Source organism: Streptomyces sp. NPDC043867, from assembly GCF_056435845.1.
Window position 1 is genome coordinate 1 of the sequence record NZ_JBWKDS010000071.1, and the last position, 20353, is coordinate 20353.

General features: G+C 69.3%; 13 protein-coding genes. 5 read left to right on the forward strand and 8 right to left on the reverse strand.

Features of this window, described 5'->3' with window-relative positions; translation table 11 throughout:
• Positions 1-143 precede the first annotated feature (143 nt).
• Positions 144-488: a DUF2750 domain-containing protein gene (locus AC069T_RS37210; protein ID WP_478786954.1), complete on the forward strand. Its 345-nt coding sequence runs from the start codon at positions 144-146 to the stop codon at positions 486-488.
• Here AC069T_RS37210 and AC069T_RS37215 read toward each other — a convergent pair.
• The 4 genes from AC069T_RS37215 to AC069T_RS37230 all read right to left on the reverse strand — a co-directional run bounded on the left by AC069T_RS37215 (position 485) and on the right by AC069T_RS37230 (position 4951).
• On the reverse strand, positions 485-1072 hold the full coding sequence (locus tag AC069T_RS37215) for an IS5 family transposase (protein ID WP_478786955.1): 588 nt from the start codon (positions 1070-1072) through the stop codon (positions 485-487). The two genes, AC069T_RS37210 and AC069T_RS37215, sit on opposite strands and share 4 nt — an antisense overlap.
• Positions 1073-1326: 254 nt before the next feature.
• A complete protein-coding gene (locus tag AC069T_RS37220) occupies positions 1327-1536 on the reverse strand; it encodes a hypothetical protein (RefSeq protein WP_478786956.1) in 210 nt (69 codons plus the stop codon).
• Positions 1537-1628: 92 nt separating this feature from the next.
• Positions 1629-3041, reverse strand: a complete 1413-nt coding sequence (locus AC069T_RS37225; protein WP_478786957.1) for a UvrD-helicase domain-containing protein — start codon at positions 3039-3041, stop codon at positions 1629-1631.
• The gene (locus AC069T_RS37230) at positions 3041-4951 is read right to left on the reverse strand and encodes a hypothetical protein (protein ID WP_478786958.1); all 1911 of its coding nucleotides are present in this window, start codon (positions 4949-4951) and stop codon (positions 3041-3043) included. Before AC069T_RS37230 ends, AC069T_RS37225 begins: the two co-directional genes overlap by 1 nt.
• A gap of 227 nt (positions 4952-5178) precedes the next feature.
• On the opposite strand from AC069T_RS37230, the gene AC069T_RS37235 reads away from it, so the two are divergent.
• The 4 genes from AC069T_RS37235 to AC069T_RS37250 all read left to right on the forward strand — a co-directional run bounded on the left by AC069T_RS37235 (position 5179) and on the right by AC069T_RS37250 (position 12580).
• Positions 5179-6378, forward strand: a complete 1200-nt coding sequence (locus tag AC069T_RS37235) for an exonuclease SbcCD subunit D (RefSeq protein ID WP_478786959.1) — start codon at positions 5179-5181, stop codon at positions 6376-6378.
• Position 6379: 1 nt separating this feature from the next.
• Positions 6380-9388, forward strand: coding sequence for an AAA family ATPase (locus tag AC069T_RS37240; protein WP_478786960.1), 3009 nt, complete (start codon positions 6380-6382; stop codon positions 9386-9388).
• A gap of 75 nt (positions 9389-9463) precedes the next feature.
• On the forward strand, positions 9464-11719 hold the full coding sequence (locus tag AC069T_RS37245) for a helicase associated domain-containing protein (RefSeq protein ID WP_478786961.1): 2256 nt from the start codon (positions 9464-9466) through the stop codon (positions 11717-11719).
• A gap of 162 nt (positions 11720-11881) precedes the next feature.
• Positions 11882-12580 (forward strand): restriction endonuclease, encoded by a 699-nt coding sequence (locus AC069T_RS37250; RefSeq protein WP_478786962.1) that lies wholly within the window; start codon positions 11882-11884, stop codon positions 12578-12580.
• Positions 12581-12749: 169 nt separating this feature from the next.
• On the opposite strand, the gene AC069T_RS37255 is transcribed toward AC069T_RS37250, so the two are convergent.
• Genes AC069T_RS37255 through AC069T_RS37270 form a run of 4 tightly spaced genes read right to left on the reverse strand, consistent with a single transcriptional unit; the run spans position 12750 to position 19786 of the window.
• On the reverse strand, positions 12750-14894 hold the full coding sequence (locus AC069T_RS37255; protein ID WP_478786963.1) for an RNaseH domain-containing protein: 2145 nt from the start codon (positions 14892-14894) through the stop codon (positions 12750-12752).
• Positions 14827-15381, reverse strand: coding sequence for a pPIWI_RE module domain-containing protein (locus AC069T_RS37260; RefSeq protein WP_478786964.1), 555 nt, complete (start codon positions 15379-15381; stop codon positions 14827-14829). The genes AC069T_RS37255 and AC069T_RS37260 overlap by 68 nt, the downstream gene beginning before the upstream one ends.
• A complete protein-coding gene (locus tag AC069T_RS37265; protein ID WP_478786965.1) occupies positions 15375-18632 on the reverse strand; it encodes a hypothetical protein in 3258 nt (1085 codons plus the stop codon). Before AC069T_RS37265 ends, AC069T_RS37260 begins: the two co-directional genes overlap by 7 nt.
• The gene (locus AC069T_RS37270; protein ID WP_478786966.1) at positions 18629-19786 is read right to left on the reverse strand and encodes a restriction endonuclease-related protein; all 1158 of its coding nucleotides are present in this window, start codon (positions 19784-19786) and stop codon (positions 18629-18631) included. Before AC069T_RS37270 ends, AC069T_RS37265 begins: the two co-directional genes overlap by 4 nt.
• Between the last annotated feature and the right edge of the window lie 567 nt (positions 19787-20353).

Consider the following 20353-nt stretch of genomic DNA (forward strand, 5'->3'; position numbering starts at 1 on the left):
CCGCGATCTCCCACAGCCCGTCCGGAACAATCCAACTCCACGTACCCCGCCCCATAACCAAGCCCAACGACCCAGCTCCACATAGGACACGGTCTTAGAACTCCTAACGAAATGGGTCTTGGGGAACGCTAGGCTCGGTGGTCATGAGTCAGAGCGGTTCGCAAGCGGCGGCATTCTTCCGAGACGTCCGTGAAAACAGAGTGGTCTGGCTCGTCCGGGATGATGACGGAAGCCCGACTCACCTCTCCGTGGACGGCACGCGGAGTTTTCCCTTCTGGTCGACCTCGCCCCGGGCTCAGAGGGCGGCGAAGATCTGGGGGCGTGGGCTCCGCGTCGATTCCATGCCCTTGGACACCTGGTGCGATCTTGTACTGCCCGATGCCGCCACGGATGGACTCGTGATCGGCATCAACTGGAGTGGGCCGCGTCTGGTCGGCTGGAGCTTCACCCCCAGGGAAGTCCTTAACCGGCTAGCGGCAGATAGTTAGCCCACGGCATCGGTCACCATAGCGCGCAGTCGCCGCCAGCAGATGAGTGCGCATCCGAGGGTGAGGAAGGCTTCGTGGATGTCGTCGCGGATCTCCCAGCGGATCCGCAGCCGGCGGAACCAGTGAAGGTGGGCGAATGCACGCTCCACTACCCAGCGTTGGGTGCCCAGTCCCGAGCCGTGCTCCGTGCCGCGCCGGGCGATCACCGGCTTCACGCCGAGGCCCCAGACCAGGCGGCGGTACTTGTCGTGGTCGTAGCCGCGGTCACCCAGCACCACGTCCGGGCGGCGCCGGGGCCGACCACGCTTGCCCCGCACGGACGGCACGGCCTGGAGGAGTGGGATCAGCTGGGTGACATCGTTGCGGTTGCCGCCGGTCAGAGTGGCGGCAAGCGGGATGCCGGTGGCGTCGGTGATCAGGTGATGCTTGCTGCCCGTCCTGCCCCGGTCAACAGGGCTTCGTCCCGTCTTGGTGCCCCCTTTAACGCGCGGATATGGGAGCCGTCGACGGCCGCCTGAGAGAAGTCCAGGGCGTTCGCGCTGCGGAGCCTGGTGAGGAGGGGCCTCGTGCAGTCGCGGCCACACCTCAGCCTCGGTCCAGTCGGCGCCAGCAGGTCATGCCGGAGCCGAAGCCGAGTTCCTGCGGAAGGTGTTCCCAGGCGATCCCGGTGTGCAGGACCGTGGGAAGTCGATGATGAGTTGTGGGCGGTGATCGAGCCGCTGTTACCCAAGGTTGAGCGCCGGACCCACGCTGTTGATTCTCCTCAGTGAGCTGGCTCAGCTGCACATGCTGCTGCGCCCCGGGGTTTGGCCGGGCGGGGCTGGGCGAGCGGGGAAGGCTATTCCAACGCGGCTATGAGGGGTGCCCACAGTGGGTGGGCGTTGGCTGGGACGACAAGGTGTGCCTGGTGGCGGGCGCGGGTCATGACGACGTAGAGCAGCCGTGAGCTGATGGGGAAGGGCTCGCCTTCGGGGCCGTACCACTCGCCGTCGGCGAGCAGCAGGATGGTGGTGTCGGCTTCGCGTCCCTTGGTTTGGTGGAGGTTCATCACCTGCACCGGACGCGGACGAACAGGATGCCCTGGAACACGAGCCGGTCCGGATGCCGCTTGCGCCCGGGGTACCGGGGCGCGGGCGACTGTCACCTACCAGGGTCTCGTCGCGGGCTTGGTGGAGTTCCTCGGCCACCGCCGTGATGCTCTGGTCTTCCTTGAGTAGGGCGCAATGCGCGGCGGGTGGTGGGGGCGGCCTGGAGCCAGGTCTCCTGGCCGCGGAAGGTTCCGATGCGTCCGTAGGCGTCGGTGACAAGCTCGGCGAGGCGGTCGATGTCGGCGGTTGGGCCGATTCCCGCCGAGCGTAGATCCAGTGCGAGTGTCCGCAAGGCGCGCTCCAGCGCAGGGTTGGACTTGTCCAGCAGCTGCCGTGCGAGAACGGAGAGCCCTCGGCCACGCAGGCACGCGGTGACGAACACGGCCAGTGCCCGTCGCACCTGGGAGCCCTTCTGCCTGAGCGCGAACCGGACGAGGGCGAGTTGGGCGGAGAGGGCTTCTGCGTGAGCCTCGGGGAAGCCGACCTGCTCGTGGATCACGCCGGCCGCGGTCAGGGCATCCGACAGGCAGGTGGTGGCGATATTGGTGTGGGTGAAGATGCTGACGGTGTGCTTCTTCTGGCGGGCGGCCCGGGCGAGGTCGATGACCTGCGCGTAGCCGGTGTCGTCCGTGATCCCTGTGACGACCAGGCGGTCCTGCTGGGCGGCCGTGCGGAGGGCGGGGTCGGTGAAGCGGCGCTGGCGGGCGGCTTCAGCGGCGGCGGGCAGCACACCGGAGGGGTCACGGTAGCTGGCGGCCTGCAGGTCGATGCGGCGGGCGCCGGGCAGGGCCATGGCGTCCGCGATCCGGGCGGCGGGGTTCACGCTAGGTTTGAGTGAGCTCTCGTAAATGCTCTGGTTGACGTCGCCCAGCAGAATGCGACGCGCAGTGGGGGCGATCTGCTGCAGGAAGGCCCACTCGGTGGCGTCGGTGTCCTGGAACTCGTCGCAGATGACGAGGGTGTAGCGCCCGGCGTAGTGGTCGCGGACCTTGGCCAGGGCCAACAACTGGCGAGCGGCTGGCATCAGCTGGTTGTACGTCAGCCCGGGAGGGGCCCCGGGCACGGTCTGGTTGGCTTTGCTGAGCACACTTTGCGGGGGTGGGTAGCCGTGGTGGGCACCAAAGCCGGTGATGACCCTCCAGGCGAAGCCGTGGAAGGTCGACACCTCTAGCCGCGGTCGCAGCTCTCCGATGACGTTCGCGGCACGGTCGATGATCTGGGCGACGGCGGTACGCGAGAAGGAAAGGAACAACACCCGTGTCGCAGCGGGCAGTTGAGTGCGCTGTCCGCGCCGGGCCGCTTCCTGTCGCAGCCGCAGCAGTTTCTCGTCCGCCGCTTCCAGGTGGGCGCGGGCGGCGGCGACTGCGGTCGTGGTCTTGCCCGTGCCGGCGCCGCCGCTGACGACCAGTACCGGCGCAACGCTCTCGATCACCGCGCGCTGGTCCTCGCGTGCCTGATAGGTCATCAGGCGCCTGCCGGCCGGGACATGGTGGGCACATCGATCAGTTGCTGCCCGCGGTAGGAGGGATCGGCGGCCAGTTCCAGCAGGGCCAGCGTCATGGAGATCACTGGCGGGTCTGGTGCGTTGGGCTCGGCGTAGAGGGCTTCCAGGAACTGTTCGTGCAGGCCCTGTTTGTGGATCACCTTGCACAGGGTGGTCACCGCGGCCTCGGTGACCTGGCCGCCCATAGGGTCGGGGATGCCGTACTCGGTGAGCGTGGCGCTGGCGTCGGCGAGTGCCTCCAGTGGCAGGCCGTCGGCCATGGCTCGCTCGATGGCGCCGGGAGGCAGTCGGACCACCGCGTCGCATGTGGCCTGGATCTTGGTGAGGTCGTCGGTGGTCTGGGCGCTGGCCTTGTCGCGGTCGATCACCGCCAGGACACGGAAGCCCAGCTGGCGTGCCAGGCTGGCGACGCGGGGGATCTGGCTGATGCCCCCCTCGCCTCCGGTGCCAGAGGCGACCAGGCGTATCCCGTGGGCGGACAGGGGGAGGGAGGAGGAGGGCCTGCGGCGGTCGACCATGCTGAGTACGGCTACGTCGTGCGGGCCCTCGGTGATGGCGACCGTGGGGGCGGTCAGCGCGGCCAGGAGCTGAGTGTGCCACTGCCGCATCGCGGCCAGTGCTTTGCGGTCCGTGATCCTGGTCAGCTGATGGTGGGAGCGGATGCCGCCGTGCCGCACCAGCCGGATGACCTCGGTGGGCTCGAAGGCCCGGGCGGCCTCCGGCCGCCGGGTGGACAGCCACACCTGCCCGGAGCGGGCGCGAAGTAGGGCCGCCAGATGCTCGGTGGCCGGAGCATCCAGCCGGTCACCGAAGTCGTCGGCCAGCACCACTGCTCCGGGCACGGTGGCCAGCAGCATCGCCTCGGCCATCGACAACACCGCGCTGACCGTGCTGCCGTGTTGTGCCAACCCGAGCATGCCGCCTGCATCCAGATGCAGTGCCGCGCGCAGGGTCCGCAGCAGTGCGGCCACCGACCCGTCCTCGGCACGGAAGCCGACCTGCTCCGCGGTGACCGGAGTATCGCCGATCCGTTCCCCTGTCCCGCCGACCGCGAGTACCGCGTTGACGGCTTCGGCCACAGCCGGGTCGGCCGACAGCGCTGACACGGCCTCCGCGACAGCCTGGGCCAGCGCATCAAACGCCGCGGCACCGGCCTTGGCGTCCCGCTCGTCGAGGATGCGCCGCAACCCGGCACCGGCACGCAACTGCAGGGGCTGGCCGGCATCGAGGGTGACCACCGGCAGCATCCGCCGGATGGCGGCAGGAACCCGGGAGTACTGGCCGAGCGCCGGGTTGCTGCGGGCCGGGAAGTACACCACCGACTCCAGCGTCTCGGCTTCCTCGTCATAGCTCAGGCGATAGGCCAACCGCGCACACAGAGGAGCATCCGCCGACGCATCAGGATCCTCACTCGCGCACCCGGAGTCCTCCAGCGGCTCCAGGACCCCATCGAGCAACTGCTGCACATCGAGATCGAAATCGGTCAGCGTCACCTCGACCTGGGCGGCCTCCACCCGCTGCAGCACCGCAGCGGGAGCCTGCGGTAGGGCGCTGTTGTCGCCGGACGCGTCCTCTCCTGCTGCACCTTCCGCGCCGGCGACATCGGCGGCTGGGGCATCGACGACGACTTTCGCCTGCCCCTCGGCCACGTCACCGACCGCTTCAGCCGGTGCAGCGTCAGCGCCGTCCAGGAAGACCGGCCGCTGATGCAGATCGGACAGTGCGGCGCCACGCGCGGCATCCGGATCCAGGACCCGGGCAAGGGCGGTAATCATGTCGGTGCGTCCGGCGCGGGGGACCCCCGCCACCAACACATGGCTGCCGGGACGCACATCAAGGTGTTCCCAACCTCTGAAGCCTTCAATCAGCACCCGTGTTACACGCACACAGACATCTTTAACACGCCTCGTACCTGCAGTCTGCCCATTCCATGGCATCACCCTGACACGAACGTGATTCCCTGGCACGATACTTCGCCAGCCGGAACAAAAATACTGAAAACCTCACGTGGCATGTCGCGTCACGGTTTTTCGTTGCGACGCCCGGTTATCAGGAAAACCGCCCGTAACCGCTCTCCCTGTAGTTACCGTCTGTGCTCATGCGGTTTCTGCACACTTCGGACTGGCACCTGGGCCGCCGGTTCCACACAGAAGACCTGATCCCCGCCCAGCGTGCCTTCCTCGACCACCTGGTCGACACCGCCCGAACCGAGGACGTCGCCGCGATCCTCGTCGCAGGAGACATCTACGACCGGGCCATCCCCAGCCTGGACGCCGTGCGCCTGTTCAACCGCGCTCTGCACCAGCTCGCCGACCTCGATGTGCCGATCATCATGATCAGCGGAAACCACGACTCCGCGCACCGACTCGGCGTCGGATCCGGCCTCCTTGCCCGTGCCGGGATCCACTTGGGGACCGACCCGGACACCTGCGACATCCCGGTCCTCCTCGAAGACGCCGACGGTCCCGTCGCCGTGTACGGCATCCCCTACCTTGAGCCGTCGATGGTCCGCGACCGCCTGGAAGCCGAAGCCGTCTCCCACCGCGCAGTACTGACCGCAGCCCTGGACCGCATCCACGCCGACCTCACCAACAACCAGCCGGCCGGCACCCGGTCCGTGGTCCTCGCGCACGCCTTCGTCACCTCCGGCACCGGACAGCCCGAGGAACGCGATGAGAGCGAAGAGTCCACCAGCGAACGCGAAATCGCCGTGGGTGGTGTCGCCCACGTGGGCGCCGACGTCTTCGACGGGATCGACTACGTGGCCCTGGGCCACCTCCACGGCCCCCAGCGCGTCACCGACCGCATCCACTACAGCGGCTCCCCGCTGGCCTACTCCTTCTCCGAAGCCCGCCACACCAAGTCGGTCACCCTGGTCGACCTCACCCCCAACGCCGTGCCCGCCCTCGCCCGCCAACCCTGCCCCGTGCCGCTGCGCCTGGAGCGCGTGACCGGCTTCATGGAAGACCTCCTGACCAAGCCCGACCACGAGCCGCTGAAGGATGCCTGGCTCGAGGTCACCCTCACCGACACGGCCCTGCCCTTCGAGGCCATGGCTCGCCTGCGCCGCCGCTTCCCCCACACCGCCAGCCTCAAGCACAAGCCCGCCCTCATCCCTGCCCAGGCTACGAACACCCCCACCTACAGCCAGCGCATCCGCGGACGCGGCGACCTCGACATCGCCGGCGATTTCATCAGCAGCATGCGCGGCACCGACCCCACCCCGGACGAACACGCCCTGCTGCAGCAGGCCGTCGAAGCCTCCCGCCTGAACGAGCAGCAGAAGGAAACCGTCTGACATGCGCCTGCACACCCTGCGCCTACAGGCCTTCGGACCCTTCGCCGGCACCCACACCATCGATTTCGACGCCTTGTCCGCCGACGGCCTGTTCCTCCTGCACGGCGATACCGGAGCGGGCAAAAGCACCATCTTCGCGGCCATCTGTTTCGCTCTCTACGGCAAACCACCGGGCGACCGCGACCTGCTGCTGCGCAGCCACCACGCTCCCGCCGGCCTCCTGACCGAAGTCACCCTCGAGGTCACTCTTGCAGGGCGCCGCCTGCGCATCGACCGGATCCCTGCCCAGATGCGCCCCAAGCGATCCGGTGAAGGCGAGACCTCCCAGAAAGCGGAAACCCGGCTCAGTGAATGGGCCGTCGACCCCGACGGCCAGGGCCGCTGGGAACCTTCCAGTAAGTCCCACCAGGAGGCAGCTGTCGAGGTCACCGACCTGCTGGGCATGAGCCGGGACCAGTTCTGCCAGGTCGTCCTGCTGCCGCAGAACGAATTCACCAAGTTCCTCCACGCCGACGCCCACGGCCGACGAGAACTCCTCGGCAAACTCTTCCGCACCGGCCGCTTCTCCTTCATCGAGCGCTGGCTGAACGACCACAGCCGCACCACCGAGAAGAACCGCGACGCCGCCCGCGGCGACGTGCTGCGCCTGGCCGAACGCATTCACCAGGCCGCCGGACCCGACCTGATAACCGAGTACACGGCGCCCACGCCCGACGATCCGCGCACGCTCACCGAGCCCGCCCGCGCCTGGGCCCAGGATCTCCTCCGCGCCAGTCACACCGACCACGCCAGGACACTCCAAGCAGCCACAACGGCCAAGGAGAACCTGGTCAGCCAGCAGGCCTTCGAAGCCGCGGCACGCGAACTCCACCAGCAGCAAACCACTTACACCAGCGCCCGGCAGCAGTTCGACCTGCTCCAGGAACAGACACCGCACCAGGACGCACTGGTCCAGCGCCGCGACCAGGCCCGCCGCGCCCAACAGGCAGCACCGCTGCTGCACGCCGCGGACACCGCCGCAGACGACCACACCCGTGCCCAGAGCGTTGAACGCACCGCCCGCGAGCACCTTTTGCCCGAACACAAGGACCTGGACGCCGGCCGGCTGGAAACCGCCGAGCAGCGTCTTCGCGCCGAAGCTGCCGTCCTGACCGCCCTCATCCCCGAAGAAGACACCGTCCACCGGCTGACCGCCGAGCTGGAGCGCACCGACGCCGAGCGGCAGGACTTCGCCACCCAGCAACGCACAACCCAGGACTGGCTCGAAGCCGAGCCCGCCCGGCGCGGCACCCTCGAAGCCCGGCGAGAAGCCGCCCGCCAGGCCGAAGAAGAAAGCCGCCGCCACCAGACCGCCCTGGACGGCCTCAAAACCCGCCTCGAGGCCGCCAGGCGCCGCGATACCCATCTCGCCAAGGTCACCAAGGCCGAACAGCAGCTGGCCGATGCAGAAGCGGTCACCGGCCAGACCGGCCAGGACTATCTCACCATCCGCCGCCGGCGCACTGAAGGCATGGCCGCCGAACTCGCCGCCACCCTCACCGACGGCATCCCTTGCCCGGTCTGCGGATCCTGTACTCACCCGGCGCCCGCCGCTCCCCAGGACGGGCAGCCCACACGCCAGGACGAGCAGGACGCCGAAGCCCTTCACGAGCAGGCCAAGGCCACCCAGAAAGCCGCCGCGGCCGTGCTGCACGAGCTCCGCGAACAGGCTGCCACCGCCACCGGTGAAGCCGGCGACACCCCCCTGACCGACCTCCAGACCCAGCACACCACGCTCACCACAGAGTTGACCGACGCCCTGGACCGCGCTGCAGACCAGGGCACCGTCCAAGAAGAACTCCTCACACTCGACGGCGACCACACGGCCCAGACCCAGCAACACAGCACCGCCACGGCCGGCCTGGCCGCCCGCAACGCCCACTACGACACCCTCACCCAGCAGCTCACCGAGCTGACGGCCAAGCTCACCGCAGCCCGCGGCACCTATCCCACCGTCGCCGCCCACGCCGACGACCTCACCCGCACCGCCGACCGCCTCAAAGAGACCGCCGAGGCCTCCCGCAGCCTCGCCGCCGTCGTCCAGACCCTCACGCACCGCACCGACCAGGCCACCCTCGCCGCCAAAGACCAGGGCTTCGACACCCTGGCACTCGCCCAGCAGGCCCTGCTCAGCGACGAAGACCTGCGCGCCATCGAAGAAGAGATCACTCAGTGGGGCGAGACATGTGCCGCACACACCGCAGTCCTGGACAACCCGGCACTGCAGCAGGCCGCCGCACAGCCTTCCGCCGACCTCGACGCCGCCACGGCTACAAGGGCCGCCGCGGATGACCAGCACGCCGAGGCCACCGCCGCCGCCAGTGCCGCCCACACCCGCAGCCAGGCCCTCACCGCCCTTGCCGCCGACCTCGGCGCCGCCATCCAGCGCCTGCAACCGCTCGAGCAGGCCCACCTCACCGCCCGTCACCTGGCCGAACTCGTCACCGGCAACTCACCCAGCGCCCGAGTGCGCATGCAGCTGGAGGCCTACGTCCTGGCAGCCCGCCTTGAAGAAGTCGTCACCGCCGCCAACACCCGCCTGCACATCATGTCCGAAGGCCGCTACACCCTCTCCCACTCCGACCACCAAGCCGCCCGCGGCGCCCGCTCCGGCCTCGGCCTGGAGATCACCGACTCCTGGACCGGCCGCCCCCGCAAGACCGACACCCTCTCAGGCGGCGAATCCTTCTTCGCCTCCCTGTCCCTCGCCCTCGGCCTGGCCGACGTAGTCACCCACGAAGCCGGCGGCAATCCCCTGGACACCCTCTTCATCGATGAAGGCTTCGGCACTCTCGACGAAGACACCCTCCACAAGGTCCTCGACGTCCTGGACTCCCTGCGTGCCCACGACCGCACCGTCGGCGTCATCAGCCACGTCCCCGAACTGCGCCGCCGCATCACTCACCGCCTGCACGTCCGTAAAAGCCCCGCCGGATCCACCCTCGCCCACCTGACCGAAGCAGCCGAATAGCCTGCACCCTGACAGGGCGGGGCGCCTTGCCCTGCCCTCAATGTCCAGCCGACCCCCACGGAGCAGCACACCTTCATGGCTTCCGAAATCGAGCTGCGGCCCCACCAGAAGGAAGCCGTCGCTGCCGCGACCGCCACGCTCCGCGATCACGCCCGCGCGAGCGTGATCGCGGCCTGCGGCACCGGCAAGACCCTCATCGCCGCCCGTACCACCGCTCGCATTGCCCCCCGTGGCCGTGTGCTGGTGCTGCTGCCGACACTGGACCTGCTGTCGCAGACGATCCGTTCCTGGCGTCTGGCCGGCCGCAAGGGCACCACCGTGGCGGTGTGCTCGGCCCGCCAGGCCCTCGACCACGAACCGGTCGGCACCGACATCCCGCTGACCACCGACCCCGCCGAACTCACCGCCCTCACCACCACACCTCGCCCCGGGCCGGTCACCGTCTACGCCACTTACGCCTCGCTGCCCGCCGTCATCATCGCCCACCGCGACCACCGCCTGACTTCCTGGGATCTGGTGGTCGTCGATGAAGCGCACCGCACGGCCGGCCGATTGGGCAAGGCCTGGGCCGCCGTCCACCACAACGACCAGGTGCCCGCGGCCCGCCGCCTCTACCTGACCGCCACCCCCCGCATCTGGGACCCCGACGACGCCCCGGACGGCGACGGAGTAGAGACGGTGGCCTCGATGGACGACGAAGACCTCTTCGGTCCCGTCGCCTACCACCTGAACCTCTCCGACGCCATCGATCTCGGGCTGCTCGCCGACTACCAGATCCTCGTCCCCGTCGTCACCGACGCGGACCTGCGCGACTGGCTGGCCACCGGAGCCGGCGCGGGTGTCGACGGCCTGCACCTGGCCGGCCGCCAGGTTGCCGCCTTGCGCGCCATCCACGACCACAAGCTGCGGCGCATCCTGACCTTCCATCACCGTGTCGCCGACGCGCGTGCCTTCGCTACCACCCTGACGGAGACAGCCGCCGCACTTCCCGAGCACCTGCGCCCCCAAGGGTTGTGGGCGGACTGGGTCAGCGGCAGCCACACCCCGCAGATCCGCCGCCGCCTCCTGCTCGAATTCACCTCGCACACCAGCCCCGACACGCCGGCCGTTCTGTCCAACGCCCGCGTGCTGGGGGAGGGCATCGACGTGCCCGACATCGACGCGGTGGTCTTCGTCGATCCCAAGAACAGCCCCGTCGACATCGTCCAGGCCGTCGGCCGCGCTCTGCGTCAGCACCCCGGCGCCGGCAAGAAGGCCACCCTTGTCGTACCCGTCTACCTCACCCCCGACGAAGACCCCGACGATCTACTCGGCGCCGACGCCTACACCCCGTTGTGGCGCACCATCCAGGCCCTGCGCTCCCACGACGACCGCCTCGACGCCCGTCTGTCCGACCCGCGCACCCACCGCCCCACCATGCCCCCCGAGGACCCCGAAGCCTGGCTGCGTTTCGACCGTCCCACCCAGGCAGACGAGATCGCCCTCGCCCTGTCCCTGCGCGTCTTGGCCCCCAAGAGCGCCGAGTGGCGCCGCGGCCTCGCCGCAGCCCGCCGCTTCCGCCACATCCACCACCACCTCGACGTCCTCCAGAACTACGAGGACCCCACTGGCTATCCCCTGGGACGCTGGCTGACCTGGCAACGCCACCTGCACACCATAGGCACGCTCGACGCCGTACGCGTGCAGGCCCTCGAACGCCTCGGCATCATCTGGGCCCCTCGCCAGCAGGCCTTCGACCGTGCACTGGCCCACGCCGCCGCGTACGCCACCCGCCACGGCCACCTCGCCGCACCCGTCGACGAGATCCACGACGGCTTCCCCCTCGGCCGCTGGCTGAGCACCCAGCGCAAGCGCGCCGAGACCCTCACCGAGCAGCGCGCCACCGCCCTCACCGCCCTGGACCGGTGGTGGAACCCGCCCTGGCCGATCACCTGGCAACGGGCCTACCACGCCGCCCGTCAGAGCCGGACAGCCAACAAGACTGCCGCCGAGGCAGAGCGCTGGCTTGAGTCACAGCGCGCCCGTTCCGATCGTCTGCACCCTGAGCAGAGGTCGCTGCTCGCGGAGTTGGGGCTGGTCGAACTGCCCGACACATCCGCCTCCCCGGTGGCGGAGAGCCGCCTGCCGGCGCGCGAGCGTGCCTTCCAGCGCGGGCTGGCCGCCGCACGCGCCTTCCGCGCGCGCGAAGGCCACCTCGACGTCCCGCAGCGGCATATCGAGAAGATCGAAGGCGACCCCGTGCGCCTGGGCCAGTGGTTGAGCAACCTGCGCCGCCGCCGCTCCGGCCTCAGTCCGCAGAGGCAAGCAGCCCTGGCCGAACTCGGCCTGTAAACAGGCGAACACACCTCCTCGAGGAGAACAGCCAGACGCCAGCCGACAGAAGGGCGGGAGGTTCAAGCCGATGGCCTGACTGCGCCCTAGCGGGGCCGCTCCGCATGACCACACTGCACAGCAGAGAGGAATCCATCCCGGCCGGTGCAAGAGGGGGCGGAAATGGCGGCCAAACGCAAGAGCAAGGCGGTGCGCAGACGACGCACCACCCGGTACAAAGCAGCAGCAGGAGCGCTTGCCGCGCTGGTCCTGCTCGGTCTGCTGCAGCCGATGCTGTTGCTGTACCTCGGCGCCCTGCTTGCCGCCGCGGGAATCGGCTGGATGGTATGGCAGCTCTGGCGTACCGACCGGCTGCTGCGAAGCAAGGACGACGCTTGGAGACGACAGGAGGAGATCGCAGCCGGACAGCGGACGCTGGCTGCCATCGACGCGATGACCGGCACCGAGTTCGAGGAAGTGGTTGCCGAGTTATGCCGCCGTGACGGCTGCACGCAGGTGCGCCGAGTAGGCGGTACCGGGGACAACGGAGCCGACGTGCTCGGCCGGCTGCCCGACGGCCGGACCATGGTGATCCAATGCAAGCGATACGCACCCCACCGGACGATCGCCAGTCGCGAAGTGCGCGATCTGCTGGGAGCCAAGGTGCATTTTGCCGCGGATGTGGCCATCTTCGTCGCCACCACACGCTTCAGCCCCCAAGCCGAGGCGTTCGCGGTCAAGCACCACATCCTCACCCTGCACCGTGACTTCTTCGGTCTGTGGAACAACGGGACACCGTTGCTGTCCCTGGCCGAAGTCAACGGACGCGGACAGGGAGAAGCCCGCCACCGAGCACGCTGGAAACAGACGTACTCCAAGTAACCAGCCGCACCTCCAGATGGACGGTCTGTTCGGCTTGTGACAGGTGAGGGGACGGCACAGTGCACCCGACCCCGCCTCGCCCTGGGCCGGGCGGGGCACGGCAGCAGCCAACGGCCATCGGCTGCGCCGGCACCGGTCCTGGAAGCCGCCGTGCCCGCCGTCACCGCACCTACTCGCTCAGCCCTTCCTGGTCGACGAAGCCGGGATGCTTTTCATCAGCGCTCTTCGCCAGGTGCAGCGGCGCGGGCAGGTTGGTGCGCCCGTCCCACATGGCGGCCTGCTCCGAGACCCGCGCGGCAAGACCTGCCAGCTGCTCCTCACGCCAGCTGCCGCGGCGGGCGATGACGTATTCGGTGCGAGTCATGGCGTGGAAAGGAGCGCCCATCTGGGCCAGTTGACCGCCAGGCAGGGTGCGGCGCGTGTACTGGGTGCCGGTGCGCTGACCGCCGGCGTGCTGGCGGGACTGCCCGGAAAACAGCCAGGACACCGCGTCCCCGTGGTCGTGGCGGTAGAGGATCTTCTCCGGCATGACCGGCTGCAGCGGGTTGGCCGGCAGCTTGCCCCCGCCGCCGGTACGCCGTGATGGCTGGGGCGTGCCCTGCCCGTTGCCGACCCGCACGATCGCCACATCCCACCCTCGGGCGATCAGGCTCTGCCCGGGGACATGGCCGTCCCCGAGCCGGTCGTTGCACAGCCCGGGCCAGATCCGCTCACGCTCCTCGGCGAAGACGATGATCGGATACCGGTCCCCGAGCGCGGCCAGTGCCCGGTCCACATAGGTGCGCACGTTGTCCGGGCCCCCGTGGTCCTCCCGCAGGTGATGCCCTCTTTTACCGATGGGACCGGCATGGTGCAGGGCCCGTGCCTGGGCGAGGGGGCGCCAGCCCTGGTCGCCGTACATGAGGGTGGGCCAGTAGGCGTCCTCGCCGAGTGGGATCCGCATGGCGACCAGCGTGATGGCCAGCACGGCCGGTTTGCGGGGGCGGCCGGGACGTTCGTCGAAGCGGTGGTAGCGGGTCCACAGCCCTACCGCCACGGCCTCCCGGTCAAGGGCGGTGTCCTTGGCGTTGCGGTGGAAGGCGGTGGCGGCCAGGCGGTTGTCGATGATGCCGGAGTCGGAGTGCAGGCTGCCGAGCGCGATCTGCACCACATGGTCGTCCTTGTATGCGATGTCTGGCTCCGGCAGACCGGCGTTGCGGGCCTTGGCCCGCGCGACCTTTTCGGGCGTGTTAAGCCGGTAGGGATCGCCGGGATCGGAGTCCATGGTGATGAACTGCGAGGGGATGCCGCGCTCGGCGAAGAGCCCTTTGAGCGCGTGCTTGGCGTCCGTCACCCCGGCGTTCTTCTCCTGCTCGGTGGGGTAGCGCGTCTCGCACAGGGCGGTGACCAGCGCCCGCCCGGCACCGGGCTTGAACCAGGGCAGAGTGTTCAGAATCAGGCTGCGGTCGTGGCTGCCGTGGCGGACGAGCTCGGGCAGCCGCACCGTCACGAGCTCGTAGCCGGGCGCCAGGACCACCGGCTGCTCGTCGGGCAGACCGGCCAGCTCGGGCCGCGCGTAGTCGCGGGCAAGCTGCCCCATCACCCGCGTGCGCCAGTCGGCCGACTCGTACAGCACGACGGTGCGCAGCGTGTCGAGTTGGGCGCCTGCCATGGCGTCGGCCATCTTGCCGGCCGGTACGTAGGGCGGCAGGCTCCCGCCCGGCTTGCTGATCTTGATGGATGTCCCGGTGTAGACGACGGGCTCCTGGCCGAGGACGTGTCCGGCATGTTCCTCGAGCCGGGCGTGGAACATCGCACCGGCGCCCTTGTCGATCGGGTGCTTGCCTGTGCGGTGCACCCCGCGCACCTCTGTCAGCTCGTCCAGCCCCGTCAGGGGCGGCTCGGGCAGACGGCCGACGCCGCAGGCCTCGACGATCTGTGCCGTCGCTCCGCGGTAGCGGACGGCCGCGGGCTGCATGAACCCGTCCGGACCCTTCTCCCACCGGGTGCTGATCGGGGCCTTGAGGATGATGTCCGGGTTGACAGGATGGCGCAGCAGAACGTTGCGGATGCCCTTGTAGTGAGTGGCGACACGCGAGATACGCGCCGACAGATGCGCCACGAGACTCTTGCCGCCCGGGGCGGCCTCGACCTCGATGTGGATGCGCTCCATGGCGTAGCCGGCGATGCGCCGGCGTTTGCCGCTCTCCTCGTCGATCCACGTCCGCTCGTGGACCAGTGGGGCCTGCCACGCCAGCAGGTCGCCCTCACTGTCGAGATGGAACCGCAGCGCGGGCAGGTTCTCGTCGAGCAGGAGGGGCTGGGCGGCCAGCATGCTCGCCAGCCGCCAGCCGCCACCCGGCCACCCGAAAGGCCCAGCGGGGACCGGTGATCCGCCCCAGGGTGTCGCGGTGCAGCAGCGAACTGAGCGGCCGGGGCCCGTCGTCGGACAGCTGCAGCAGGGCGGCGAGGCTGTCACGGCCGTCATGCCCGTCCAGCCGCGTCTCCCACTCCCGCATCAGGCTGCGCACGGTGGCCTCGTCCAGCGCCCCGGGCGTGACGATCACGCTTTGCCCGGCCCATCGGCCGGTCCTGGCAGGCCGGTCGGGGTTGGTGAACACCAGCCGCTCACCGGTCACGGCGCGTGCCGCCGTCTGCAGGGACGCGACCGGCTGCACGGCGTCCTTGCCGCGCGGCCGAGGCAGCCGCCGCCAGGCCGGAGCGAACGCCTCGTCCTGCGGATAGACGTGCACCGTGCCCAGCAGCCGGTCATCCAACGGGAAGGACAGGGTGAACAGCCGCCCGCGGTCGTCACTCACCATTCGCCCATCTCCTGTTCCTCGTACCCGGTGGGGGAGTGCTCCGCCAGCCCCAGCAGAGCGTCGGTCATGGTGGTGCCATAGACGGCGTCGATCAGCGGCATGTGATCCTCGTCCTGCCATTTCCCGCGCAACTGCTGAAGAAGGGCGGGCAGAGTGGAGTGCGCGGCGGTCTGGGTGAAGGCGGCGTCCAGCAGACGCAGCCGCCCGTGATCCCCGCCGCGGCGCGTACGCCCGCCCAGCTGGATCAGCCGGGTCAGGATCTCCGCGACGACGGCGAGCTTGACGTCCTCGCCCAGCGACTTGAAATAACCCTGGCCGCTGCGGATGTCATCGAAGATCTGGCCCGCCGCGATCCGCAGCCGCTCCAACTCCGCCGCGGGATTGGGGCCCGGCCGTCGCCGACGGTAAGCGAGGGAGTTGACCAGGGACAGCAGCACCGGCGGATCTTCCATCACCGGGACGGGCCGGTTGACGAGGCAGGCCACATGCAGCAGAGACCGCCCGTCACGGTCGACGATGTTCAGGCCACGCTCGACCCGTGCCATGGGGGCGATCAGATACCGGCACCGGCCGTGACCCACGGCGTGAGGGAACTGCTCGAGCAGGTTGCTGGGGATGGGGACCCAGCCCGGCGGCATCCGCTCCAACGAGGCCACGTCCTGCGGCCGCACCGCCACACAGATCTCCGATGCCGTGACCCCTGCATCGATCATGCCGCGGGCGAGCGCGGGACCGGCGTTGTAGGCGGTCGGCGCGAGCAGCGCATACGCCCGGTGCGCGGTCGCCGCATCGGCGGCCACCGCGTCGAGCTGCGCAGGAAGGTCCTGACCGACGCTGCGCCCCATGGCCTTATAGGCGCGTTCCCGGCTTGCTCCCTCGGTGCCCGACACCACGATGCCCGCCCCGTCGTCCTGGCCGGCCTGCAGCTCGACGGTGAGGCTTCCGTTGACGTCGTCCGGCACGTACCAGGTCGGCTCCGGCAGGAGGTGATGACGGGGCGCGTACGGCATGAACGCGGTTGCGGACATCCCGATCACCGCCCGGCGGGTGCCGGTATGGGCGAGCGCGGTCACCTCTCCCAGGTAGGCCAGGTGGGCGTGCGGATCCCCGACATAGGACTTCAGCCGCAGCGCCGTCTGGTGCCGGTCTGCCGGGTCGAACGTCTCGGAGAACGCGAACAGCGCACGCCCCAAAGGGCCGTAGGGGGCAGCACGCCACGGCACGTGCGAGGCCAGCGCGTCCACCAGGCCGTTGCCAGCGGAGATCCCCGCCCCCTGCAACGGCGCCGCGACCCCGACGATGCGGTGCAGAATGCTGCGCATCTCCTCCAGATACGCCCGCCGGGCCGCCAGCAGCGCCAGGGAGTGCAGCCGCTTCTCGTCCGCCTCACCGGTGATCGCCGAGAAAGCTTCTCCGATGCGCTTCAAGGTGACATGAGTGAGCCGGTCCAGCCCGCCGGCCAGGTCCGTGACCGAGGACAGCAGCTCCCTTAGCTCCGCCAGCCCCTTGACCTCATCGGCCAACTCCAGCGGCCCTTCCCGCTTGTAGAGCTGGTTGACCGCCCGCATCTGCTGTTCAGTGGGCCGCTCCCCGGCCTCCAGCTTGAAGATCCGGGAGGCGAACATCCCGTCCCAGCGGCGCGGCACCACCATGCTGCGCCGCTCCCGGTCGGGATGGATGACCCCGCCGACGAGGTGGGACACGTAGTTCTCGGCCAGCCACACCAGGTGGTTGATCAGCGGCCGCAGATACTGCTCGAGACTCATCGGCAGCCGGTGGCAGTGCCGCCGGAACTGGCTGTCGAGATCCCGTACCGGGGTGTGCTCCGCACCGTCCTGGGCCAGCAGCACCTGACGGGCCGCCTGCTCGAAGGCCTGCGCCTGCATCGCGTCGGCCTCGTCGATGATCACCAGATGGCTGCGGTGCAGCAGGAGCTGCTCGGTGGTCATGCGCCGTCCCGGGGCAGGACGGCCCGTCACCGGCACGTGGATGTGCCCGGTGAGGAAGTTCGCATGGTTCGTGACGAGGATGTCCGCCGACGCCGCGGCCCGGTGGTGGCGGAACTTTCCGCATCCGCCGCGCCACGGGCAGGCCATGGCCTTGTCTGCTTTTGGCCCGTTGGGCTTGAGCTGGTCGCACGGCTCCTGGCCCGGCGTCCAGGCATCCACCGCTTCGGAGGAGGTGGTGGCGTGCCCGGTCAGGGAGCAGCTGTAGGACATCTCCCGGTACACCCAGGTCCTGAAGGCCGCATCGTCGTGCGGGTTGCCGGCCGTCTGCTCGGCCAGCTCCTGCATGGAGGCGGGGGAGACGACCGGCGTGACCTGTGCGGAGATCTCCAGGTCGGCCAGGTCCTGCCGCAGCCGGTACACCGTGGCCAGGACCTCTGCGCTCTGCGGAACGACAAGCGAGATCACCCGTCCCCGCTTGGCGCACCACACCGCGACGAGTTCACTCAGGACGTTCTTGCCCATACCGGTGGGGGCGTGGAAGACCCGCAGCGGCCCGGCCTGGACGCGCAGGAGCTTGCCCACGTCCGTGCCGTCGCGGCCGCGCGCATGCCGCCTGATGTCCGCGACCGCCTTGCGCCGGTAGTCCTGCCCGCGCAGCTCATCGAGCCGACCCGCGATCTCGTCCAGGTCGGCGAAGGGGATCACCACCTCGTCCGCGACCGGGGCGTTGCCCAGCTCCTGCACCACGCTGGGAGCAGGGGACCCTTGGTAGTCGAGGTCGTAGAAGACGTCCACCACCCGGCCGGAAGGGCTGAGCGGGTCACGGATCCGCAGGTCGCTGACGTAGGAGCCGGGCGGCGCAGGCTTGGGCAGCAACTGCCCCTTGGCCGCGTTGCCCTCGAGCTCGTCCAGCAAGGCATCGGTGAGGGCTCCCTCGTCGCCGACGGGCAGGATCAACACCTGCTCCTCCCCGTCGGCTGGGGCGAACTCGACCGCCTCCCCGCTGTCCAGGACCGCTGCCGTCTCCGTGACAAACACCGCATGGGAAGCGAGGACCGCCGGCCGCTGCCGCAGCATCCGGGTGATCCGCACCTGATCGGGCAGAGCCAGAGCGGGCCAGCCGTCCCACAGATGCATCTGCCCCGTGGCCAGGAAGTGCGCATCAGAAAGATCCACCACACGCCGCCATGCCGCCTGCTCCTCCGGCGCCCGGTTGGGGAACACGCGCGCGGCCAGCAGGATCGCCGCCCGCAGTGTCAGCGGCACGCCGACGGAGTACTTCACGTTCTTCGGCAACGTCATGTGTCCATCCCCTTCACCCGCCGGGTCACGGCCGCCTTGAAACGGCTGACCGTGAACACGCTGTAGCGCTGCCCGTCAGCAGTCCGCAGTGCATCGAGCCCGGCCTGCAGCTGATTGACCTGGCTGCGCCGATAGTTGGGGACGACCACCGCCTCCCCGGCAGGCGGCCGGTCGATGATCGTCTGCGCGTCCTGGTGGTCTTTGACGTCCACCCGCCAGCGATGCCCGTCCGCCAGGTAGACGCCGATATCCCACTCGTCGAGGTTCTCCCAGCGCTCTACCCGCACCCTCTCCTGCTTCTCCAGCCACTGCATCAAGCCCACCTCACTCAGCCCGGGGCAGGTGATGTACCGCCACACCCCCCAGTCCAGGCACAACACGCCCTCCGCCGGCTCCGCAGCCGTCGCCAACCGGCCCCGCCCACCGGTCAGTGCAGGCGGCCCACCCCGCTTGCCACTGCCCGCGACAAGACCGAACCGGCTCTGATGCGGCGGATACTCACACCGCAACTGCCCACCCCGCAGCACCATCGGATACCGGCACTGCGGACACGGCCACAACCACGACGACGCCCCCACCCACACACGGTCCGAGGGAACAGGCCTATACACGTCCATTAGCGCCGCGCCACGCCGCGAGTACTCCTCGACCAACGTCCGCTCCGTGCCGTACGGCACCTCGGTCAGCATGGTCCGCGCCGCCACATAGCCGGCCTGCCCGCCGGAGCGGATGTGGCGAAAGGCAGCCCGCTCCGTCTGCTCAGCCGTCTGCCGAACCCACGCCGGAAGCCACGTCCCACCGAGATCGAAGTATCCGTCGTCCCCGTACAGGGCCTCCAGATAGTTCATCCCCGCCTCGAAGGCCTCCTCGGTCAGCTCACCGTTGTCCGTCAGGACAACCAAATCCCCCATCGACGAAGGCAGTTCGTCCCAGGCCAAAGGCACCCACTCCCGCAGACGCATCGGCAGCAAGTCGATCATCTCGGCAGGCGTCGAAGGACCGGCTCCCACAGGCAGACTCGACAAGAGCACCCCGTGCATACGCGACAACTCCCGCCACGCACGAGGCTCCTCGACCCGGTTGATCCACGCCGCACCGGCCCGCAGAGCAGCGGTAATGATCCTCCGAGCGGCAACATGTTGACTGACAGGCACAGCTCATCACCCCTCTACGCCCCACCAGTGGTATTCGGGGCCATTCCAGACGGGCCAACAACTCGGGGAACTTACACGCCCGGTCTGACAACGCCTCGGAAAACCAACGAAGATAGGCCCTGCGACAGCGGGGCACCACAAGAAACCGGACATGCCGGCAGGCATGCCGCCCGGGCCATCAGGCCCCGCCTCACTCGGTTCTGTTGGCCCGTCAGGGCCAAGGCTCCACAGCTCCCGGCACCAAGGGGGAGGGGAACCGGATAACTGTCCAACAAACCCTTACGACATCACGGCGCCGCAGGCGCCGACACAACACCCAACCCCTGCCCGGCAGGGCAGGGAACCCCAACCACCCCGAACCCCACCGTCATGCCGCCAGGCATGAGCCCGAAACACACGACAGCGGGGCCGCCAGGCCCCGCTCTGTCTGTTCCTGTTGGCCCGTCAGGGCCAACCCAGCCAACACACAGTCATGCCGCCAGGCATGACGACGCGTCACCTTTTGGGCCGTCAGGCCCATAGTTGGCCGCCAGGCCAACTTAAGAGCCGACAGGCTCTCCGCCCCCC